Origin of the sequence: Leptolyngbya sp. FACHB-261 (genome assembly GCF_014696065.1) — a bacterium.
Lineage (GTDB): Bacteria > Cyanobacteriota > Cyanobacteriia > FACHB-261 > FACHB-261 > FACHB-261.
On record NZ_JACJPL010000001.1, the window covers coordinates 198350 to 217885 of the forward strand.

Here is a 19536-nt window from a genome sequence, read left to right on the forward strand (position 1 = left end):
TGAGTTGAAGGTACGAGTTGAGAGCACGAGTGGAGAATTTCAGCTCAACCCAAACGGCAGATCACTACTGGGCAGCTGAGGACTGGGTTACTGAGGATTGGGTACCCACTAGTTGTCCCAACGCTTGGGTGAGACGTTGCAGAGCCGCTGAGGTGTCTTGTTGATCGAGATGGACATCAAGGATGCAGAAACTCTCGGTATGCGCTTGGCTTTCGAGGAGTGCGGTTTCTAGCTCATCTTCGGTCCAAACATCGAAGCCTCGGCCTGCCCCTAGTACCTCTGAAAGGCTGCTGTAGCGCCAGAGCAACAGGTCGTTGAAAGCGCCATCGAGCATCGGGCGTTCTGTGCCATAACCGCCGTTGTTCAGCACAATCACGATGGGATTGAGCCGATAGCGAGCAATGGTTGATAGTTCCATGCCGGTCATTTGGAAGGCACCATCACCGACTAGCACCAGTGGACGAGTGTTGGTGTTGGCAAACTGCGCGCCAATGCTAGCAGGAACGGCAAAACCCAGAGAAGCGTAATAGGCAGGTGAAAGGAATCGGGTTTTGTCATGGACAAATAGATCGGCTCCAGCAAATAGCGCATCGCCGACGTCAGCAATCACAATCATGTCGCTGCTTAAGAACAGGTTCAGCCGCTTAAAAAGTCTTGCAACGGTGACTGCCTGTCCGGAAACTGGAGCGAAGGCGATTGGTGGCTTGGAGTAGTTGGTAATTTTCAGGTCTCGACGCTGGATATCAGCCTGGATTAGACCCTGTACAAAATCTTGTAAGCGAATATCTTCGTAGTTGTGGAACTGAATTGAGGTTTTCTCGCTGGTTACATAAATTGAGTGTTTAGGATCTAGCTGGGCGGTAAAGACGCCGAGATTGAGGTCGGAGAGAAAGGCCCCCAGCATGATCAGGCAATCGCTAGATTCTACATATTGTCGGGTGAATTCGTTGCCCATTGCCCCCTCGTAGAGGCCGATATAGCTGGGGTGTAATTCGCTAATGACGGACTTGCCCAGAATGGTTTCGGCAACGGGAATATTAGTTTTTTCAGCTAGTTGGAGCAGGGCTTCCTGTAGGCCAAAGCGATGCAGCTCAACGTCAGCTAGAATTACGGGCTTTTCAGCAGCATTAATCAAGTTAACTGCTTCTTTGAGAGCTTCGGCTAGGGTGTTTGGGTCACTGCTTTCGGGTTTTTCAACTCTTTGATAATCGGGATTGCCAGGGATGTTGACCATGTCGCGGGGCAGTTCGAGATAGCCGGGGCGTTTGTAGCGGAGAACGGCGGCTATCACGCGATCAATTTCAGCAAAAGCGGTGTTGGCATTGTCCAACACCGCAGAGGCAATCGTGAGTTCTTGAAAGACTTTGTATTGGGTATCAAACTCGCGTACTTTATGATGCAGCAGTGGGTTTTTGATACGCTCGTTGGTGCCCGGTGCACCGCTAATCACGATCACGGGGGATTTTTCAGCGAAGGCTTCGGCTGTGGCGTTAACTACTTTTAAGCCGCCAACACAATAGGTGACACAAACGGCACCCAGGCCGCGCAAGCGAGCATAGGCGTCTGCGGCAAGTCCTGCGCCTTGTTCGTCGCAGGTGTTGATGAATTGGATGGCGCTGTCTTCTAAAAGTTTGTCGAAACCGAGCACGAAGTCGCCAGGTACGCCAAAAACATGGTGAACGTTGTGTTCGTAGAGTCTTTGGATTAAATAGTTGCCAACGGAAACTGCGGTTTTCATGCAGTCCTTCCTCCTGTCAAGCAGTGAGTGTGTAGGCTGAATGCAGATGAATATTGAAGGGCGCAGGACGTATTCGGCCCTTCTTATAGAGGCGTAGCGCTTCTGTGGAGTAGCGAGTTTGGAAGCGATGATCTCAGTATACTTCTAACCTACTGACTGACTAGGTCTAAAGAAGCTGTCCCACTGAAAATCATTAAGAAGCTTAACAGTGCAGTCAAGCTCCCTAGTTTTTTAGATTTTTAGATTTTTGAGCGAATTTCAATCAAGGCTCGGCAGGTGAGCCTTGATAAGACGTGATCAGGTTTATAACTTTGATAAAAGTTAACTGCACTGATTGAAGAAGGTGGCAGTACAAATAGGCGAAGCTTTTACTGCATGCAAACTGCTAGTTCTTACACCGGCTTTGGGCTTGATCTAGGTGGCGTTTATGAGGATAGATCTTCGTCCTCAATCAGGTCATAGGGATCCTCGTCAGATATGACTGCGAGTAGTTCGATGAGGCCAGCAATCTGCCCGGTTGGGACATCTCGGTATTCTGCTTTTTCTACGCTGAGTTTAAGTAAGGCGAGGTTGGGTTCGTCTAATTCTGCGGGAAACCAGGCCTTGTGGTCTGGTTGCCAAAAGTCTTGGAGTTGGCGACGATCCTGGAAGAGTTGGGCCGCGCCTGAGACTGAGACGTAGTGCTGTTGGGTTGAGGCGGGGAAGCTAATGGTGACTTCATGGTTGTCTTCGATTTCTGCCAGTTTGTCTGAGCTGGCATGGATGAAGAAGTAGAGGTCGCCGTCGAACTGGACTTGCCTGCTGATGCACATGCGGCAACTGTGGACGCTGCCGTTGCCATCAACTGTGACTAACATGCAGAAGTCGATGCATTTCACGATGTCGTGAAGGTGCTCGATTTGTTCTTGACGGTCTAGCTCAGTGCTCATTAGTGATGCTTTCCCTGATCCTTTGTTAACTCAAATCAAATTCAGGCAAGTCCTATGGTTTGGAGTTAGAACCTTGCTGAAGTTTATGATTTGATCAATATTTGCTAGGCGATGCTCACCGAGCTAGTTGGATCTTAGTGAACTTTCAGCAATGGCTTATCTGTCGAAAGGTTGAGAGGCTATTGTTGACTTGTGTGTACTGACTTAAGTTCAGAGATTACCTAACAAAGATATACACAAACATGCAGAGATGTTGTTATGTAGTTCTGCTAGCGAAAGAGCACAAAATCAAGGCTTTATAAGTCTAAATAAATAACGTTGTCCTGTTGTTGCTAAAGCAAGAGGTTATAAGCAGAAGTAAAGACTTGCACCTTGAGAAAGATCATTAATTGGTCGAGTTGCTCATATAAGCCGAGTTCTGCGGTTTGAGACTCGTTGAGGGTTGTCTCACAGTTCCTAGCTAGTAATTCGCGCAGGCGACCTTGAGCTTTGTCTGAGACTTTAAAGTCTAGAATCCGCTGTGGCCTTGGTTGAGTGAGCTAGCAGACTACTACAGGGCTAAGCAGACTATTTTGCCCTGATATTTAGGTGTGGGGCGAAGACACAACTCTCTTAAGAGATAGTAGCCGCAACAAGACCACTTAAGCGGTGAACAGAAGTGACCAGAAGTGTATTGCTGCTTTGTATCTGGCTTGGGAGCACTCACGGGAGAGACGCCAAATGCATAGGGGAGGCTTGCATCTCATGATATTTCTTCAAGGATTAACCCTAATAGCGGATTAGAAGGTCTCTCTTGGGGAGAAGAGATATTTAGAAGCTTTAGGCGTTAGCTTCTAATTCAACAAACCAGAGGGTTTTGCTCAAATAACAAAGACAATCGAAAGACTTACCCAACGTTTTATGACAGTATCAGCCTTCTAATTAGCTTAAAAGATATCTCATATCACCAATGGCTTCAGGATCTCTGCCTTAAGGGAGGAGCTTCAAGTAGGGGATATTGCCTACTGTATATGAGCGATATCAGCATGCGCTAACTTCGGTTCAATCAGCGTTGCTATAACCGCTTAGCTTCAAGTTAGCTTCAAAGTAATCTGGGTGAAAACAACTGGAGGAAAGGGCATGCAACCGGAATCGTACGAGCAGAATAGCCTTAACAGCAACCATGACCTCAAGTCGCCTCAAAATGAATATAGCGAGGTAAGGCAAGATATTGAAGACATGCAGCAGGAGCTTCAGGAAACACGAAGTGAACTTGGTGATATGCGTTCTGGCCTACAGCAAACCCGGAAAGATCTACAGACATCTCGACAAGAACTCAGAAAAAGGCTGGACAAATTAAACGGCTTAAAGGATGGTTCTTCCACCAACCCTGTAAAAGATGAATGTGAACAGAAATAGAGCTAACTAATCTTGCATCTTAAAGTTGAGCTTTAGAAATCTGACATAAGTGAATACCCCCTGTTCCAATAAGGATTGGGGTGCTTTAAAACGATTAAGAATAGTGCTCTTGCCAACATTTTTAGTAAATGACAGCAGATTTGCCCTCCCAAAGGAGAAACTTAGACTCAAACTTCGGCTAAAAAAACTGCCAGCCACAACTTCTGCTTCAAACACAAACTACAATAAGCTCCCAACATCGTAGATTGGCGATGTAACTGGCTTTGCTAACTTGAGATGCTGCCGAACAATAGCTTCAAGTTCCCCAATCATGTAGGGCTTGCGGAGATAGTCATCACAGCCTGCTGCGATGGCTTGCTCTCTGTGCCCAAGCATTGCCTGCGCTGTCACTGCTATCACCGCAATTGCAGCAGTACTTGGGTCTCGTCTTAGTTGACGAACCACTTTGAGTCCATCATCACCTGACAATTTTAGATCTAACAGAACTAGGGCTGGTTTTAGACGCTGAACGAGATCGATGGCTGTCTGAACGTTATTTGTGCAAGCACAAGCACAGCCTAAACAGCTCAAGATTTGCGTTGCTAAAAACAGGTTGTCCTCATTATCTTCAACCACAAGCACTAGCGGTTGTTTCCCAACATTGCTTTGTTTAGGGTCAATGTCTGACATATCGACTCTTGTCCCTCGTTCAATGCCGCAATCATAACAGCATTTTAAAATAACCAGTCTTTTGAAATAAATCTCGTAACCCATGGCCGATTTAACATAAAGTGTACATTGTTCACAATCGCCGAAAGCTAAGCTGTGAGCAGATCCCGGCAAGTCCATGCTGTGAAACTTCAAATAAAATACTGATACAAGTGGTGCCTGCAAGATCAAGATAGTTCAGAGCTACGTGTCTAAATCTTTAATGAGCACCAGTAAGATTAGAGAGTTTCATAAATTTCTTTTTACTGCTTCCGATTTTTGCGCTTTAGAACAAACAGAATAAACTGATGATTTTCAAGCTCCATTGGTTCTTCTAGTGGTTCTGACTTCTAGCACAGAAAAGGCTCAAGCCGTTATGCTCAATACCCAAGTTGTGACTATTACTAACGCATCTTTTTGTAGTACAGACGGAGTATCTTACGAATTCAATGGACTGAGCGATGTTTTGGAACCGCTCAAACACAGACAGTACAGTTCAGATATTTAACTTCCTACCTCGAAGCAAGCCAGGTAATAGTCTAGAGAACCTAGTTTCAACAATGGCTGAGGTCAGGTGTGACGAGCTCATGAGGGTAATGACGCTATCCCAAAACTCAACTCTGTGGTCTGGGCAGAGCTGCTGAAGCTTTTCCGCATCGCCAACTGTCATCCCCATCTCTGACCCCCAATGCTGAGAGTCATTGCGGCTATCCTCAGTCTATTGCCAGCTGCTCGGCGTCTCCTGGTCGTTGGGAGGAAATACCTATTGATGTGGCGAATATTGTTGCGCTGCTGGCAAATGTCATTGCATTACTGGCAAACGCTACGACATTACTGGCAAATTTATTTTTTTACTGGCAAATGTTACGACATTAGTGGCAAACCTCGTAGCGTTACTGGCAAACGCTACGGCAATGGTGGCAAATTTTTATCTGAAGTAACCTCTGAAACCAATTTTCTAAATGAGAGTTACAAATCAAAGCTCACCGGCCCCGGCGCCTTCCCTTAGCAAGGGGAGGTTAGGAGGGGTTAATGGGTGTCAATTAGAAAGTAAGTGGGTTGGTATAAAACCCCAGCAGCCAGCCCGTGATCAATCCTCCTCCTGGCTTTCAGGCGGTCCGAAGTCATCAGGAAGCTCATCAATTGTGCATTCCAACACTTTGAGCAAAATCCTGACTTGACGGATGGTGAGCCTCGGTATGGCTCTCCCCTTCTCCCAGTTGGCGACCGTATCGTCTGTGACTCCTAACGCCTGAGCTAACTCTCTCTGGGTGAGCTGCTGAATAGCTCTCAGTCTCGCGAGCGGTGATTTAGATTTTCTAGCCATCCAGCCCTAAGAGATTTTCCCTAAAGTGGTTTAGGATTTTCTTGCAGGAATCCTGAATTGATTTAGGAAACCAATACACGATGGAAGGCAGGCACCTATAGGCCCAAACAAGGTGTCTAAGGTGAATCTGTCCTTTCCTCAGTAGTTTCTCATTCGCGGCGCTTCACTGCCACCCATTACAAGCATGGGGGGTCAGCTTAGCGCGTCTTGAAATCAGCAAGGACATCTAATGAACGACTCTGACTACTCCCGATTGAACCCTTGGGCCATCGTGAAGCGTTCGCCCAACCTCATTCGCAGCACCGTTATGCCCGTTTTTGACACCGCGCCGATGCCGATGGACACCTCAAAGCCCTCCAGCGCACCATGCCCGAAGTTCAGTTTGAAGTTGTCTGGGATGCCATCGAAGACCGCAGCGAACGATCATGAACCCAGTCCTGGAAATTCCCTAGTTTTATGAAAGTTAAAACGGGGGCCAAAAAACGCGCCAAGCCGCGATATTCACTAGCTCATAGTCAGCTCATACGTTTTCCTTAAGCCAAGTCAAGAATGACCTACAGAAACCAGTCTCAGAACACAGGCACCCCATACGTGCCTAGCAGATCCCGTCTCTAAGCATTCGTGCCAAGCTAACGGAAGCTGCCGCTCAAAAAGCTGGCGTTCAATTTGCCTTGCTCATGAGCACAGTTTGAGACTGCCATGAACCTGAAAACCTGCCTTCGGAACCTTAGCGCTGCGCTCAATCGTCTAGACGAGCCAGACACTCTTTTCCAGCAACTAGTTGACCAATTGGCTCAGGCGCTCTCAGCAGACTGCTGTACTCTGTGGCGTTTGGAAACCGAACAGTTCGTGTTGCAGTACCAAGCTCAACTGAACGGAGCAGTTCTAGAACCCTGGCCAGAGCCATCCTTCTCACTCTCAAGCTGGAACGAGGGCTATCAACACCTGCGCCAGCAGCAAATCCTACGAGTGAGCATCAACAATCGCCGCAGGCAGAATGTCCAGCTTTTGCCCCCCAAGCTTCAGTGTCAGGGCTTTCTGGGCATTCCCATCTTTGCCAAAAACCAATTAGTCGGCTTTCTAGGACTTTGCAAACTCCACCAACCGCTAGCCTGCAAACCCGCTCAGATCTCTTGCCTACGAGAACTGGCCGAATTAACCGGCGTTGCCTTGAGTCTGACCGACCTATTGCGGCAAGCCCAGACTGCAACCCCAAAACCAGAACCAGAGTCAGAGCCAAAACCAGCAGCTTGTGATGGACTTAGCGGTTGTCTGTCAATGGAGCAAGCGCTACGGCTCAGTGAAGCCCGTTACCGCAACATCATCGAAGGCCAGACGGAATTAATTTGTCGGCTGGGACCAGACCTTAGAGTAACCTTCGGCAATGAGGCTTACTGTCGCCAGCACCGTAAGTCAACAGCAGAGATTATTGGTCAACACCTGTTGACTGAGGTTCCAGAAGAAGAGCATCAGTATTTGCTAGATCACTTTGCGTCTCTGGGCAGGGATAAGCCAATTGATATTTCGATCAATCGCGTCATTAGTGCCCAGGGCAAAACTCGCTGGTATGAGTGGACGGACCAAGCCATTCTCGATGAGCAAGGCAACTTAATTGAATTTCAATGCGTTGGTCGAGACATCACAGAGCAGAGACAGGCAGAAGAGAAACTACGCATTAGTGAAGCCCGTTACCGCGCTATTGTCGAAGACCAAACAGAACTGGTCTGTCGCTTTACACCCGATGGCAACCTCACGTTTGTCAACGATGCCTACTGTCACTATTTCAATAAAAGCCTTGAGGAACTTATTGGTATTTATTTTGCTTCCTTCGATCCACCGGCACAGCTTCAAGAAGTAAAAGAGAACATTCGCAATTTGACACCAGAGAAGCCAACATCAATTATCGAAGAGTATTTTGTAACCAGCACTGGCGAAGTTCGTTGGCAGGAATGGACGGACAGAGCGCTTTTCAACGAGCAAGGCCATTTAGTCGAGATTCAGTCGGTCGGACGAGACATCACCAAGCGCAAACAGGCCGAGCAACAACTGCATCAGCTCAACGCCGAGCTAGAGCAACGGGTGGCTGAACGGACCGCTGCATTGCAAGCGAGTGAACAGCAGTACCGTCGCATGATCGAAACCACAATCGAAGGGGTTTGGATTATTGATGCCCAAAATCACACCAGCTTTGTGAATCCTCAAATGGCCGAAATGCTGGGCTACAGCGTAGACGAAATGCTGGGCAGATCTCTATTCGACTTCATGGACGAAGCAGGCCAAGCTATTGCTGTTGTTAACCTGGAGCATCACCGTCAAGGCATTGGAGAACGGTACGATTTCAAGTTGCAACGTAAAGACGGCTCTGAGTTGTGGACGATTGTTGCTGCCAACGCAATTTTTGACCCGGCAGGGCAATACGCTGGCGCTTTGGGCATGATCACAGATATCACTGACCGCAAAGCAGCCGAAGCCGCGATTGCCAAGCTCAATCAGGAATTGCAGCATCGAGTCACTGAATTGCAAGCTTTATTCGACGTAATTCCAGTTGGCATTGGCATTGCCGAAGATCCCAAATGTCAACAGGTTCGAGTCAATGTTACAGGTGCAGAGCTATTAGAAATTTCTCTAGAAATCAACTCCTCCTGCACTCCCCCACTTGAGACACCGCCCTCCTTCAGGTTTTTTAAGCAAGGGCGGGAACTCCAGGGAGAAGAAGGCGTGTTGCAACAAGCCATCACTTGGGGACGCAAGATCCGGGACGAAGAAGTTGACCTAATCAAGGCAGATGGCAGCGTTGCTAACCTCCTGTTCCATGCGGCTCCCTTATTGGATGAACAAGGTCAAATCCGGGGAGCAGTCAACGCCTTTATAGACATCACCGAGCGCAAGCGAGCTGAAGAGGTGCTCAGAACCCAGGCTCTGGTGCTGGAGCATATGGCCGAAGGTGTCGCGATTATCGACCACATCGAAAACACCATCTACTTTACCAACCCAGCCTTTGATGCCATGTTCGGCTACGAACGCGGCGAACTACTCGGCAAAAAAGCACCAGTTCTCAACCCCTACCCTCTCGACGAAGACCCTGAGTTCATGAGGGAACTGATCGAGAATTTGAACACCTTTGGCTTTTGGACGGGGGAGTTCAGTAACTGCAAAAAGGACGGCGCTCTGTTTACTACTCAGTCCCGCATGAGCCTGTTGGAGATTTCGGGCAAGCAGTACCGCATCTCAGTTGAAGAGGATATTACTGAGCGCAAACAGATCGAGGAAGCACTCCGGCAGAGCGAGCAGAGATTCCGTCAGCTAGCCGAAAACAGCTCGGAGCTGTTTTGGTTATCAGGCATAGAACCTGGGTCCTTGTTGTATGTCAGCCCTGCCTACGAGAAAATCTGGGGCCGTTCTCTCGAGAGCGTCTATGAGCAGCCCCGGTCTTGGTTAGAGGCTATTCACCCTGACGACCGCGAGCATGTGGTTTCTAAATTTCAGCAACGGGCCAACGGCGAAGCAACTGATGTCGAGTATCGCGTTGTGCGTCCTGATGGTTCTGCTTGCTGGATTTGGCACCAGAGTTTCCCTATCTACGACGAAACAGGGCAGTTGTACCGTTTCGGAGGCATTGGTGTCGATATCACCGAGCGCAAGCGAGCCCAGGCTCTAGAGCAAGCCAACCGGGAATTGCAACAGGCCAATGCCAGTCTCAGCCGTTTAGAAAAAATTAAGACCGAGCTGGTTGCCACGGTCAGCCACGAAATTCGGATGCCGATCACGAATATCTACACCGGCATCTCTGTCCTCAAAGATCTGCTGCCGCCGATTAGCCCTGAGGCCAGAAAAATGCTGAATCTAATCGAAAGTGAAGCTCGGCGTCAGGTGCAGCTCGTCAATAGCCTGCTTGATTTTTCTAAGCTTGACTCCGGCACTTATCGCTGGCGAGAAGATCCAGTTGACCTCAAAACAGTCCTCTTGCAAGCAGTTCAATCAACTGCTGTTCTCTACGAAAGCCGCCACGTCCAACTGCACTGCTCCTTGCCTGAGACTATTCAGGTTCTAGGCGACGCCGAGCGTTTGGTGCAACTAGTGGTTAACTTGCTCGACAATGCAGCCAAGTTCAGCTCTGAAAATAGGGGAGTCTGGCTCAGCCTCAGACGCGAGGGTAAGCACGGTGTGGTCTCGGTTCGGGACCAAGGGCCTGGTATCCCTGCCCAGCAGCAGGTTGCCGTATTTGACCTGTTTAGCCAGGTTTACCATATCAGCGGCAAGCGCCCCCAAGGTATTGGCTTAGGCTTGCACTTGTGTCGTCAGATTGCTCAACATCACGGGGGTAATCTCAGTGTCGAATCTCGTCCAGGCAAGGGCAGCACCTTCAAACTCACCCTGCCTCTACTAAGTGAGAAGCCAGATACGTGAGGAGAGCCCAAGGCGTGAGGAGCCTTAAGCGCCTGACCTATCTACATGCAAATAAACCTAGCTCTATACAAATAAAAGCTAGAGGCTTGGCATTGCCAAGCCTCTAGACTGTCGATGTGTCAGGGTTTGGCAATGCCAAACCCTGACCTAATTGCTCTAACCTTTAACGACGCTTGTCGGGGGTTCCATCCACGCGGGGGTTACCGTCAGTCGTGATGTCTAGACGTTCGCGGCGGATCTGCTCTTGAGCCTCAACGGTTTCGTGCTCAACTTCCTTCTTGATCCTGACTTCTTCACGCAGGATTGTTTCCTTGTGGATGTCAGGTGTCTCTTCGTAGACTTCTACGCGAGCCACTTCGCCTTCGCGGAAGTTTGCTTCGCCGGGGGTTACAGCCCTCGTGTCTGTGGGCGTTACCCGCTCAATCACGACCCGCTCCTTCTCGACGGGTACTGAGACTCGGGTTGTTTCAGTCTCAACGTGCTTACCAATTGCGACTTCGCCAGTCTTCACCCGAGTTTTGTCAGCAACCAGGCGCTCTTCGTACAGAGTGACGTCTGCATTTGAGCCGACTGGGGTATTAATCTGGGGTTGGGGCGGGATTGGCGGCTGAATGACGGTTGCCCGGTCGGTCGTTACCCGGTCTGTAGTTGTCGCTGTCAAAGGCGTAACTACATCTGCACGGCGGTTGCGCACTTGGTAGCTGCCTTCAGGCGCGTCGTATACACCCAAATCTTGGACGCCAGCGTTACGTAGAATTGTCGCTGCTTGCTCTACTTCGGCGCGGTTACCTTCGACCATCACTAGATAGTCACCACGCTCGACTCGGTCTTGGTAGGCACGAGCTTCTTTTTCAGGAATACCCAGTCCAACCAAAGCTCCTACCAGGCCACCGGCAACCGCACCAATACCTGCACCCGCAGCAGTGGTTGCCAATGCCGTACCTAGAGCCCCTGCGGTCATGACTGGACCAATACCTGGGATTGCCAGAGCACCAATGCCCACCAACAAACCAGTTAGACCACCCAGGACACCACCCGTCGTAGCGCCGGTTGTAGCACCCTTGTCAGCCTTATTGCCTTTTTTGCCCTTGCCACCGACATCGCGGATATCGGTTACTTCAGCGCCCGCAATCTGCTGACCCTGAGCTGAGTCGCGGGCAACGATGGAAATATCGTCCATGGCGAAGCCAGCAGCCCGAAGATCATGCACAGCCCGCTCTGCTTGGTTGTAGCTGGGGAAAATACCAACCGCTCGTTTGTAATCACCAAGAGCCATTATTTTTTCTCCTATTTATATCCAACACTGCACCCATTCATGGTGGGCATTCAAGTAGTAATCTTCATCGCTCTTTTGGTAGTTCATACCCTAATCCAAAGAGGTAGAAAGCTGAAATTTAGAGAACGCGAAATGCTAGTTTCTAGAAATAGGAACCTGCAACAAAAATCCGCAATACCTTTAGGAGTCTGCAGTTGTGTGCCCCTAAAGGTATAGACTCAGAAAATCCTGTCAAATTTAGGCTCTAATGCTGGTCTTACAACTCCCTGAAATCCAAAGCGAATCCAAAGAGAAAAAGAAACCAAATTACGCTGAGCGACGCTGCTCTTCGTGCACACCTTCAGCAAATTCTTCAACGATTTTGCGATTGAAAGCTGGGATATCTTGAGGATTACGGCTAGTGATCAGCCCTTTATCAACTACCACCTCTTGATCTACCCAATTTGCCCCTGCGTTTCTGAGGTCCGTCTGCAAGGAAGGCCAAGAGGTCACTGTCCGACCCTTGACTACACCCGCTTCAATCAGCGTCCAAGGACCATGGCAGATCGCAGCAACCGGCTTACCTGCCTCGAAGAAGGAGCGGACGAATTGCACAGCTTTGTCCTGAATTCGCAATTGGTCAGGGTTAGCGACACCGCCGGGCAGCAGCAGCGCATCATAATCATTTGGGTTAACGCTGTCTAGAGGCACATCGACCGGAAATTGGTCACCTTTGTCAAAATGATTCCAGCCCTCGACTGTATCGCTCTTGGGCGAAATGATTTGGGTTTGAGCCCCAGCTGCTTCGAGTGCCTGCTTTGGTTTGGTGAGCTCTACTTGCTCGAAGCCATCTGTCACCAGAATGGCAACTTTTTTGTTGGTAAGTTCCCGTGGCATTTTTAACTCCTCTTTAGCTCTTGTTCAGCGCTCGTGAGCTTTTTTTGAAACTAGGTTTTCAGCTTTTCTCACGCAGCTTTTCCTGCACGACTTTTATCACTGGGCTGGAATCTAAATTGATGACCGTCTTGCTCTATCAGCTCTACTCTCTAGAGACTCACAATGCTCAGGATTGCGATTCTATGTGACCCCATACCCTGCTTCTAGCAAGTTCTTAGTCATGCCTCTCTCCATCCGTTTCCGAGCTTAGACAGATAATCTTTATTCATACCTAGAAACGCTATATAAGGCCGTATTCTTAGGTAGTTCACTAGATAAAAAAAGTCTGAGAGCGAAAGTCCGAAATCAGAAAGCCTCAGATATCAACGCGAGATATCTGCTCCCTTGGCTTCTCACCGTGATAACCCTAGCTAACAACGATTGTTACCACCCTCTCTCTAAGGGCGTAGACTCCCGTCAGTTGCCCTGGAGCACCACACTAGTTGATGCGCTAATGAAACAAGGGACTTGGCAATGCCGAGCCCCTATTTTGCTTATTAGACCCATTGTGCTTATTACGCCAATTGATAGGTTGATGCTGATAAAATGTTAATGATGTAGATTCCGGCTCTACTTGCAGAGCTATACGCCCTTTTATAGCTTGTTGCCTATGTTTTCCTAGATCAGTCTATGGCAAGAGATTCTATATCTGTATCTGAATTTTGGTCATTATCTGAAAGTTTCCAGATAGTTTCTAGATAGTGATAACTGTTGAGCTGTTGCGCAGAGCAGGTCGCTATCCTCTCAAACCTGCGGCTAAAACACTCATGATTTCAGGCAACAGGGATAATCCCTTCTTACTGACTCGGGCCACTTCCAAAGCCAGCAAACGTTTTCCTAACTGCCGCAGATTTTTATGATTAGCAAACCAGGCGGGGGTCGGTTGAATGCGGAATGGTGCCCAGAGTATTGACTTCTGCGGATGGTCAAATAAGAGCGTATTGTGAACAGTGCCACGACCCGACTGAATCTCGGTTAGAGGCTGGCCTGGAAACGCACCCCAACTGGTCACCATCAGGCCATACAGAACCCCAGACCAGACATTAATGCCAATGCCGCCGTAGCGTAGGTTTGCAATGGCCCGGTCCAGTCGTCCTGCATGTTTTTTGGCAGTAGTCGGATCGATCAGAATTGTGCAAGATAGCGTGCCCCAGATGCTGGAATTAGCGAAGGCTACAGCCTGGTCTAGAAAAGCCTCCGCCTCAGCAACTGGCAAAGGCACTTCAGTCAGCACCCCACAAAATGCCTCTTCGTTCAGTGCGTATTCGCTAGCTTGAGGTGGCACATTTGGGATCAAGGTCCAAGGCACCACTTCCTCACTGCCAGGGCTTAAAGCCTCGGCTTGCGGGTAGCGTGCCAAAAATGCCTGATACCGCTGGTGGGCACCGGGGTAATAAGCCTTGCGCGGCGCAATTGCCGCCAGCTCTCGCCGGAGTTGAGCTAAGAATGCTTCACGCTGCGGCCAGCCCTCAGCCGTGACCAGAACCTTGGCTGCGGCACAGTTAAAACTGGCATTATGTACAACCATGCTGGCAACTTGGCGCGCTTGAAAGGCAAGGTCAGCCTCAGACCACTGCCCTGGCACCACCAAAACTGGCGTCACACAGCCCAGCTCAGAAGTAATAGGCTTATCAAGCTGGGGCGTCTGAGTTGATTTACGTGCCTGCTGTTCTTGGCCAGTACTGCCCCAGACAATGGCATCATGGGTTCGCTGCGAGCCAGTAATGTGAATGCTCTCAATTTGACGATGGCTACACAGATAGCTGCCCAACTCCGCGCCGCCGTAGGCGATGCCTAAAAAACCCGCTTCAATCAAAGGCGCAAAACTAGCCTCCAGCCACGGCCCCAGATACTCATTCACCGGGTTCAGTTTGAGAAGGACCACCTCGTCCTCCACAAACAACTTGTGCAAAGCATCGAGAGGGCCAATCGAAGAGATGTTGCCCGCGCCCAACACTAGCGCCAGTTTTCCCGAAGTTCTTTTCTGGCGGTAAATCGCCCCCTGGCTACTGGGTTGGCCCGGCTCCAGCCAAATCTGCGCTTCAAAACCCAGCCAGACCAAGCGGTCAAGCCAATCCTGAGGGAATACACGCACCACGGCTTGGCCATCAGGGCGATGAGTCAGCTGCCCATCAACTTGTCCCGTTGGTTGCCCCTCAGATTGCTTCTCGGATTGCCCTTTTGATTTCAAGCTGGCTTGGAGCAGCCGTAGATACATAACTGTGCTGACCGGACCCGTCAGCCACTCTTCGCCAGCCAGAGGCGCTTGGGAGTCCAGACCTTTAGCTTGACAGCAGGCATCCACCCAGGGCTCAGCCACCGCCTCAACTCGCTTCAAGCAAGCTTCTAGGTACGCTAGCCGCTCCGGAATCGGCACTTGCAGCCAGGCGTCTTTACGACGGCTCAACTGGCTGAGCATTGCCTCTAGCCGCTCTGAGGAAGTCGCAACTACCGCAGCTGTTTGAGAAGCGCTCATCGTAACCTCACTGAGTCAGCATTAGCGCCGCACATGATTAGCGTCGCACGTGGACTTTAGCATTCGTCTTTGCAGGCAGCAGGCGTGTCTCTCAAAGGTGCTCTTCTTAAAGGTGGCCTATGGAGCGCTCTCCAGTTTATGAGCCTCTGACTCAAGCGAGGGCTAAGAGGGCTAAATTGATGACCTGATAATGCCTGACGCATCATGGTCTGCATTGCATGGCCTGCATTCTCCTGGGTTTATTCTGGTTTCTACGCAGTCCGGGACGAAAAACGCAATACTTGGGGCAATAACCTTGGGGAAACAACTTGCCTGCGCCTATGGATGCCTTCAGTGCTCAGCCCCCCACCTGGACTGAGAAAGCAACCCACGCTCGCGGTTTTCAATGTCCAACTTGCACAGCTGAGTCAGTTGAAGCTGTTGCCGTCTGGCTAAACCGTCGTTCTCCAGTGCTTACCGAGTTGGGGCGGCGCAAGTGGCAGGAGTTCTATCAGTGCCGTTGTGGTTGCGTGTGGTGGGGCTGGAGCGATGAGCGACCGCCTAAAGAGCCCTTGCGTCGTCCCAATGCACCGGAATGATCCGGTCAGAATGATTAAGATGAAATAAGCGCTCTGCCTAAGATTATTTCTCTGCCTCCCATCCAGTTCGAAGCCCTAGAGCTGTTGGAGTGGCCCCGCCTGTGCCAGCACCTCTCAACCTTTGCTGCAACTAAACTAGGCTCTGCTGCTGCCCGAGGACTGCCCCTACCGGCAACTCAGGCCGACAGTGAGGCCCTCCTCGCTCAAACCCGTGAAGCAACCACCTTAGAGAACCGTCTGGCCAGTGGCTTGCCGTTGGAAGGCATCCACGATATTGGTGCAGCCGTCGCCCGTGCTGGCATTGGTGGCACCTTGGGCGGTGAAGAACTAGCTCAGATCGCCGAAACCCTCGGCGGTGTGCGCAATCTGCGCCGTGCCCTAGACGACCAGGAAGACATGCCAGTGCTGCAAGAGTTGGTGTCCCACGTGCGCACCTACCCAGAACTCGAGCAGGAAATCCACCGCTGCATCGACGAGCAGGGGCGGGTGTCAGACCGAGCCAGTGACAAGCTAGCGGGTCTGCGCGAGCGGCTGCGGCAGGTGCGCGACCAGATTTATCAGACGCTCCAGAATCTGATCCAGCGCAAGGCCAATGCCATTCAGGAGAATCTGATCGCCCAGCGCAGTGAGCGCTTTGTGATTCCGGTGAAAGCGCCTCAGAAGGATGCAGTTCCCGGTATTGTGCATGACGCTTCAGGTAGCGGCGCCACGCTCTACATTGAGCCTCATGCCGTCGTGCCCCTCAACAACCAACTGCGCACCCTAGCCCGGCAGGAGCAAGCCGAAGAAGAGGCTATCCGAGCTCGGCTCTCAGGCCAGGTCGGGGAGGTGCAGGAAGACCTTGAGCATTTGCTGTTTGTGGTTACGGCAGTTGATTTAGCTATTGCTCGCGCCCGCTATGGCCTGTGGCTGGGAGCCAATTCACCTCGCTTTATTGCCAGCGACGAGTCGATTGTGCTGCGCCAGTTGCGCCATCCCTTACTGGTCTGGCAACAGCAGCACGAACGGGGCAACGCCGTCGTACCCGTTGATCTGCTGATTCGACCGCAGATTCGCACCGTGGTGATCACAGGCCCGAATACAGGCGGCAAAACAGTCACCCTCAAGACTTTGGGTTTGGCGGCTTTGATGGCCCGCGCTGGTCTGTTTGTGCCAGCCCGAGAGCCCGTCGAATTGCCCTGGTTTGAGTTTGTGCTGGCTGACATCGGCGACGAGCAATCGCTGGAACAAAGCCTCTCGACCTTCTCCGGGCACATCCGCCGGATTAGTCGCATCCTGGAGACGATGACCGACCAATCACTGGTGCTGCTAGATGAGGTGGGCGCGGGAACCGACCCCAGTGAGGGCAGTGCGCTAGCCACCGCCTTGCTGCAAGAACTAGCCGAGCGCAGCCGTCTCAGCATCGCCACCACACACTTTGGCGAACTCAAAGCCCTGAAATATCAGGATGAGCGCTTTGAGAATGCTTCTGTCGAGTTTGATGATGTCAGCCTGGCTCCAACCTACCGGCTGCTGTGGGGCATTCCCGGTCGCTCCAATGCGCTCACGATTGCGGGCCGGCTGGGCATGGGCAGCACGATTCTGGAACGGGCTCGCGGTTATGTGGGCAGCAGTTCCGAAGCCGTGAATGACGTGATCGCGGGTCTGGAAGCACAACGACGTACCCAAGAAGAGCGGGCTCACGAAGCCGCGGACCTACTCGCCAACACCGAGCGTCTCCATCGAGAAGTTGCCAATCGAGCAACCGCTCTGCGCGAACGCGAACGCCAGCTTCAGCAACAACAAGAGCAGGCGATCGCTCAGGCGATTGCCGAAGCCAAATCAGAAATTGCCAAGGTGATTCGGCGGTTGCAAAAGGGTACCCCCACCGCCCAAGATGCTTCGGCGGCAACCGAGGCGCTCAATCAAGCTGCAGCCAAGTTTCTGCCTTCCCAGCAAGCGCCACCCAAGCGCAAGCCCAGCTACCAGCCGCAAGTGGGTGAGCGAGTGCGTATTCCTCGCCTGGGGCAGGTTGCCGAGGTTCTCAGTTCTCCAGATGATGACAACGAGCTGACCGTGCGCTTTGGCCTGATGAAGATGACAGTTTCTTTGTCAGACATTGAATCGCTAGACGGCCAGAAGCCCGAACCCACTGCCAAAAAAGAAAAAGCACCGCCTCCGCCCAAAGCCACCGAGCTACCACCTGCGGCAGCAGAACCAATCATCCGCACCTCGCACAATACCCTCGACTTGCGTGGCAGCCGTGTATCTGACGCGGAACTGATGCTTGACCGAGCCCTGGCAGAAGCGAGTGGCGCGCTGTGGATTATCCACGGTCACGGCACGGGTCGGCTGCGGCAAGCTGTCCAGGATTTTCTCAAGCAATACCGCCGCGTTGAGCGCTATGAGTTTGCCGAACGGACTGACGGCGGCACTGGCGTCACAGTTGCTTACCTAAAACCATGAATTGGGCTCCGTGCATAGTCCCTAATCCCTAATCCCTTGGCTTCAGCGCAAGCACTGGTACTACCGGCGATAGCGACGGCTGGAATCGTCGTCATCAAAGTCGTCGAAGTCATCGAAGTCGTCAAACTCTTCGTCCGGCGGCACTCGTTCAACTTTGACGTCTTTGACTTCCCGGTAGCCGTCGTCTTCCTGACGAGCGGTACGGGGGCCAGAGCGGTAGGTGCCATCCGAAGCGCGGTAGACCTCGGTATAGTTTTCGCGCGTAGGTTCAGGTTCGGGGGCAGCGTAGCTGGGATTGGGAGCCTGCTGAGTTTGCGCCCACTGCCAAGTATTGCTGCTCTTCCCCTTGCCGCCTTCTAGCTCCTGCACTCGGGCGCGCAACTCGTCGATTACTTTGGCCTGTCGGCGGTCCTGGCCGCGTCCACCACCCATCGACCACAGCAGCCCCAATAGCAGCGCCACCAATACGCCCAAGGCTAAGGCACCCAGCACCGCTACCGACAACGGCACCGGCAGCAAACGACTGCCCAAAAACACCAGCGACACCGCAGGCGAACGGTTCTGGTACATAAACAGCCCCAGGCTCACAACGAGCAGCAAGAGCGGAATCAGGCGAACGGCAGGCATAGGCTAACGCGGCAACAGGGCACAGCCCGCAATCAGGTCTCACCCTCATTATCCTCCGCCCGTACGCCCCACATCTGGTTCTGCCTCTGGCCTCAGTTAGCCTAAAGCTCGGAGCGGCCCTGCCAACGCTGGATCAGCGCATTGTCAATGTCAAACTGGTCCAGAGCCCGGGCTACCACAAAATCCACCAGGTCTTCGATGGTTTTGGGTTGGTGATACCAGGCGGGGATAGCTGGTACAATCCGCGCCCCTGCCTCTGCTAGAGCTGTGAGGTTGCGCAGGTGGATCAGGCTGAACGGCGTCTCGCGGGGCACGACGACTAGCTTGCGTCCCTCTTTGAGTTGCACGTCGGCAGCTCGTTCTAACAAATCTGAACTCAGTCCCCCAGCCAGCTTGCCAATGGTGCTCATGCTACAGGGAATCACCAACATACCCAGCGTGCGGAACGAACCACTGGCAATCGTTGCGCCAACATCACCCCAGGGGTGACAGGTGAGCTTACCGCCCTGCTCTTGGGCTTGGTCGCGCCAGAACTGAGCCTGTTGCTCCGGCTCGATGGGCATGCGGGTGTTGTACTCAGCCTGCCAGACCATTGCCGCGGCGCGGGAGGCGACCACCTCGACTGGATAGTCAATGCTCAGTAAAAACTTTAGAGTGCGGACAGCGTAGATTAAGCCAGAGGCTCCGGTGACGCCAAGAATCAGCGGGTAGCGAACAGCGCGAGTCAACAGAA

Annotated in this window: 14 protein-coding genes; 5 read left to right on the top strand and 9 right to left on the bottom strand. The window is 51.6% G+C overall.

Going from position 1 to position 19536, the window contains the following annotated elements; genetic code table 11:
• Positions 1 to 64: 64 nt before the first annotated feature.
• Together H6F94_RS00895 and H6F94_RS00900 are read right to left on the bottom strand one after the other, a co-directional pair.
• The gene (locus tag H6F94_RS00895) at positions 65 to 1738 is read right to left on the bottom strand and encodes an alpha-keto acid decarboxylase family protein (protein WP_190800344.1); all 1674 of its coding nucleotides are present in this window, start codon (positions 1736 to 1738) and stop codon (positions 65 to 67) included.
• A 425-nt stretch (positions 1739 to 2163) separates the two neighbouring features.
• Positions 2164 to 2667: a pyridoxamine 5'-phosphate oxidase family protein gene (locus H6F94_RS00900; RefSeq protein WP_190800345.1), complete on the bottom strand. Its 504-nt coding sequence runs from the start codon at positions 2665 to 2667 to the stop codon at positions 2164 to 2166.
• 1119 nt (positions 2668 to 3786) lie between these two features.
• Between H6F94_RS00900 and H6F94_RS00905 the strand changes: the two genes are divergently transcribed.
• The gene (locus H6F94_RS00905) at positions 3787 to 4065 is read left to right on the top strand and encodes a hypothetical protein (protein ID WP_190800346.1); all 279 of its coding nucleotides are present in this window, start codon (positions 3787 to 3789) and stop codon (positions 4063 to 4065) included.
• Positions 4066 to 4284: 219 nt separating this feature from the next.
• On the opposite strand, the gene H6F94_RS00910 is transcribed toward H6F94_RS00905, so the two are convergent.
• A complete protein-coding gene (locus H6F94_RS00910; protein ID WP_190800347.1) occupies positions 4285 to 4893 on the bottom strand; it encodes a response regulator in 609 nt (202 codons plus the stop codon).
• 547 nt (positions 4894 to 5440) lie between these two features.
• Between H6F94_RS00910 and H6F94_RS00915 the strand changes: the two genes are divergently transcribed.
• A complete protein-coding gene (locus H6F94_RS00915; RefSeq protein WP_190800348.1) occupies positions 5441 to 5761 on the top strand; it encodes a hypothetical protein in 321 nt (106 codons plus the stop codon).
• A gap of 81 nt (positions 5762 to 5842) precedes the next feature.
• Here the strand turns inward: H6F94_RS00915 and H6F94_RS00920 are convergent, their stop codons facing one another.
• On the bottom strand, positions 5843 to 6079 hold the full coding sequence (locus tag H6F94_RS00920; RefSeq protein WP_190800349.1) for a helix-turn-helix transcriptional regulator: 237 nt from the start codon (positions 6077 to 6079) through the stop codon (positions 5843 to 5845).
• A gap of 699 nt (positions 6080 to 6778) precedes the next feature.
• On the opposite strand from H6F94_RS00920, the gene H6F94_RS00925 reads away from it, so the two are divergent.
• Positions 6779 to 10486 carry a PAS domain S-box protein gene (locus tag H6F94_RS00925; protein WP_190800350.1) on the top strand — a complete coding sequence of 1236 codons (3708 nt, stop codon included), beginning with the start codon at positions 6779 to 6781 and terminating at the stop codon, positions 10484 to 10486.
• Between the two features lie 163 nt (positions 10487 to 10649).
• Here the strand turns inward: H6F94_RS00925 and H6F94_RS00930 are convergent, their stop codons facing one another.
• The 3 genes from H6F94_RS00930 to H6F94_RS00940 all read right to left on the bottom strand — a co-directional run bounded on the left by H6F94_RS00930 (position 10650) and on the right by H6F94_RS00940 (position 15153).
• Positions 10650 to 11762, bottom strand: a complete 1113-nt coding sequence (locus H6F94_RS00930; protein WP_190800351.1) for a YsnF/AvaK domain-containing protein — start codon at positions 11760 to 11762, stop codon at positions 10650 to 10652.
• Positions 11763 to 12068: 306 nt separating this feature from the next.
• Positions 12069 to 12638, bottom strand: a complete 570-nt coding sequence (locus H6F94_RS00935; RefSeq protein ID WP_190800352.1) for a type 1 glutamine amidotransferase domain-containing protein — start codon at positions 12636 to 12638, stop codon at positions 12069 to 12071.
• Positions 12639 to 13413: 775 nt separating this feature from the next.
• On the bottom strand, positions 13414 to 15153 hold the full coding sequence (locus H6F94_RS00940) for an aldehyde dehydrogenase family protein (protein WP_190800353.1): 1740 nt from the start codon (positions 15151 to 15153) through the stop codon (positions 13414 to 13416).
• A 320-nt stretch (positions 15154 to 15473) separates the two neighbouring features.
• Here H6F94_RS00940 and H6F94_RS00945 point away from each other — a divergent pair, with 320 nt between their 5' ends.
• Both H6F94_RS00945 and H6F94_RS00950 read left to right on the top strand, forming a co-directional pair.
• A complete protein-coding gene (locus tag H6F94_RS00945; protein WP_190800354.1) occupies positions 15474 to 15731 on the top strand; it encodes a hypothetical protein in 258 nt (85 codons plus the stop codon).
• Between the two features lie 51 nt (positions 15732 to 15782).
• Complete coding sequence (locus H6F94_RS00950) at positions 15783 to 18176, top strand: endonuclease MutS2 (protein ID WP_206757705.1); 2394 nt, start codon at positions 15783 to 15785, stop codon at positions 18174 to 18176.
• 60 nt (positions 18177 to 18236) lie between these two features.
• Here the strand turns inward: H6F94_RS00950 and H6F94_RS00955 are convergent, their stop codons facing one another.
• Together H6F94_RS00955 and H6F94_RS00960 are read right to left on the bottom strand one after the other, a co-directional pair.
• A complete protein-coding gene (locus tag H6F94_RS00955; RefSeq protein ID WP_190800355.1) occupies positions 18237 to 18803 on the bottom strand; it encodes a lipopolysaccharide assembly protein LapA domain-containing protein in 567 nt (188 codons plus the stop codon).
• A gap of 101 nt (positions 18804 to 18904) precedes the next feature.
• The gene (locus H6F94_RS00960; RefSeq protein ID WP_190800356.1) at positions 18905 to 19531 is read right to left on the bottom strand and encodes a flavin prenyltransferase UbiX; all 627 of its coding nucleotides are present in this window, start codon (positions 19529 to 19531) and stop codon (positions 18905 to 18907) included.
• Between the last annotated feature and the right edge of the window lie 5 nt (positions 19532 to 19536).

What these genes read in the sequence shown, in the direction of transcription:
- H6F94_RS00895 (WP_190800344.1), bottom strand. Translation starts at nt 1,738, where the DNA reads ATGAAAACCGCAGTTTCCGTTGGCAACTATTTAATCCAAAGACTCTAC.
- H6F94_RS00900 (WP_190800345.1), bottom strand. Translation starts at nt 2,667, where the DNA reads ATGAGCACTGAGCTAGACCGTCAAGAACAAATCGAGCACCTTCACGAC.
- H6F94_RS00905 (WP_190800346.1), top strand. Translation starts at nt 3,787, where the DNA reads ATGCAACCGGAATCGTACGAGCAGAATAGCCTTAACAGCAACCATGAC.
- H6F94_RS00910 (WP_190800347.1), bottom strand. Translation starts at nt 4,893, where the DNA reads ATGGACTTGCCGGGATCTGCTCACAGCTTAGCTTTCGGCGATTGTGAA.
- H6F94_RS00915 (WP_190800348.1), top strand. Translation starts at nt 5,441, where the DNA reads ATGCTGAGAGTCATTGCGGCTATCCTCAGTCTATTGCCAGCTGCTCGG.
- H6F94_RS00920 (WP_190800349.1), bottom strand. Translation starts at nt 6,079, where the DNA reads ATGGCTAGAAAATCTAAATCACCGCTCGCGAGACTGAGAGCTATTCAG.
- H6F94_RS00925 (WP_190800350.1), top strand. Translation starts at nt 6,779, where the DNA reads ATGAACCTGAAAACCTGCCTTCGGAACCTTAGCGCTGCGCTCAATCGT.
- H6F94_RS00930 (WP_190800351.1), bottom strand. Translation starts at nt 11,762, where the DNA reads ATGGCTCTTGGTGATTACAAACGAGCGGTTGGTATTTTCCCCAGCTAC.
- H6F94_RS00935 (WP_190800352.1), bottom strand. Translation starts at nt 12,638, where the DNA reads ATGCCACGGGAACTTACCAACAAAAAAGTTGCCATTCTGGTGACAGAT.
- H6F94_RS00940 (WP_190800353.1), bottom strand. Translation starts at nt 15,153, where the DNA reads ATGAGCGCTTCTCAAACAGCTGCGGTAGTTGCGACTTCCTCAGAGCGG.
- H6F94_RS00945 (WP_190800354.1), top strand. Translation starts at nt 15,474, where the DNA reads ATGGATGCCTTCAGTGCTCAGCCCCCCACCTGGACTGAGAAAGCAACC.
- H6F94_RS00955 (WP_190800355.1), bottom strand. Translation starts at nt 18,803, where the DNA reads ATGCCTGCCGTTCGCCTGATTCCGCTCTTGCTGCTCGTTGTGAGCCTG.